1 protein-coding gene and 1 rRNA gene are annotated in these 1,193 nt (G+C 29.4%); both read left to right on the top strand.

Translation table 11 applies throughout. The features are described 5' to 3' along the window. A 5S ribosomal RNA gene (gene rrf, locus KPL50_RS26485) occupies positions 1-109 on the top strand; the annotation flags it as partial. A 314-nt stretch (positions 110-423) separates the two neighbouring features. After that, complete coding sequence (locus tag KPL50_RS26490) at positions 424-723, top strand: hypothetical protein (RefSeq protein ID WP_216301453.1); 300 nt, start codon at positions 424-426, stop codon at positions 721-723. The last annotated feature ends 470 nt before the right edge of the window (positions 724-1,193 follow it).

Genomic DNA, 1,193 nt, shown 5'->3' on the forward strand with positions numbered 1-1,193 from the left:
TTATGGCATGAAGGTAACACCCGTTCCCATACCGAACACGAAGGTTAAGCTTCAATGCGCTAATGGTACTGCAGGGGTGACCTTGTGGGAGAGTAAGTCGTCGCCAGGTAACAAAAAACCACTAAGTCTAACTTAGTGGTTTTTATTTTGCGTAAATATAAAATCCAATTTAATAAACATTACAAACTTTGTGCTATCCATCCCACCCTTTCAGGTGTGGGATGGATAGGATTTTCAGATACTCAACATAAGGAGTAAAAAATGGTAATAAATGTATAAAATATTTATAATATACAAAACAACACTATATAAAATATTATTTTGTATAGTGTCCAAGGTATATGAGAAAATATTAATACCTATTGTATAAGTGAGACTATTAAAAGACATGTAAGAACGAAAACAAGATAGAGTAAAAATGAAATGATTAAGGAATTTAGGATAACTGAATATTCACTCTTAAATTCATTAGAGGGTAAGTCTAATAAGACTGGAATAAGGTTTTTTATTGAAACTAATACTTATAAATGGATTGGATTAAAGATTGAAACGATGCTTGATAAAAATAACCAATATGAGATAGATGATTTGAAGAATAAAATAATTTTCTGTAGAGTTAGAAGAAAATTTGTACGAGGGAAATATAAGTATATACTTCAAATAATATTAGAGGGAGTAGTTCCTCTAATATTAAATAATGATAAAAACTCCTTCAGTGTGTAAGGCGTTTTTGTGGTTTTCCCTCTATTAATGCATTTGATAATTTGTAGCACCTTCAATTGACTCTACAGGGTTTAAGTTAATATTCAAAATACTTAGCCATGTGTATCGGAATGAGGAATGTCTAATTATTTAAACATATACGTAGCAATATGAAGATAATCTAGCTAGGGCACGTATGTGATTAAAATATGCTCTTATTTATGTGATAGAATACTCCTTGTCGTCACAAACGATTGGAGCTATAAGCTAGATGTTAATTACTATTTAATTTATTTTAAATGAAAATAAGTTTTAAAAAGTTGTTGACAAAGAAAGAAAAACCTAGTAGAATAGTAGAAGTCGTCACTTGATGACAAAGCAAATTGGTCTTTGAAAATTAAACAGAGAAATAGGTAAAATAGCGAAATAATATTTCGTTAGACCAGTTAATTACTTTAGATAAAAAAGTAATTTTAGTCGTAAGACTAAAA

It is taken from the genome of Clostridium sp. CF012 (genome assembly GCF_018861755.1).
Classification (GTDB): Bacteria; Bacillota; Clostridia; order Clostridiales; family Clostridiaceae; genus Clostridium_AD.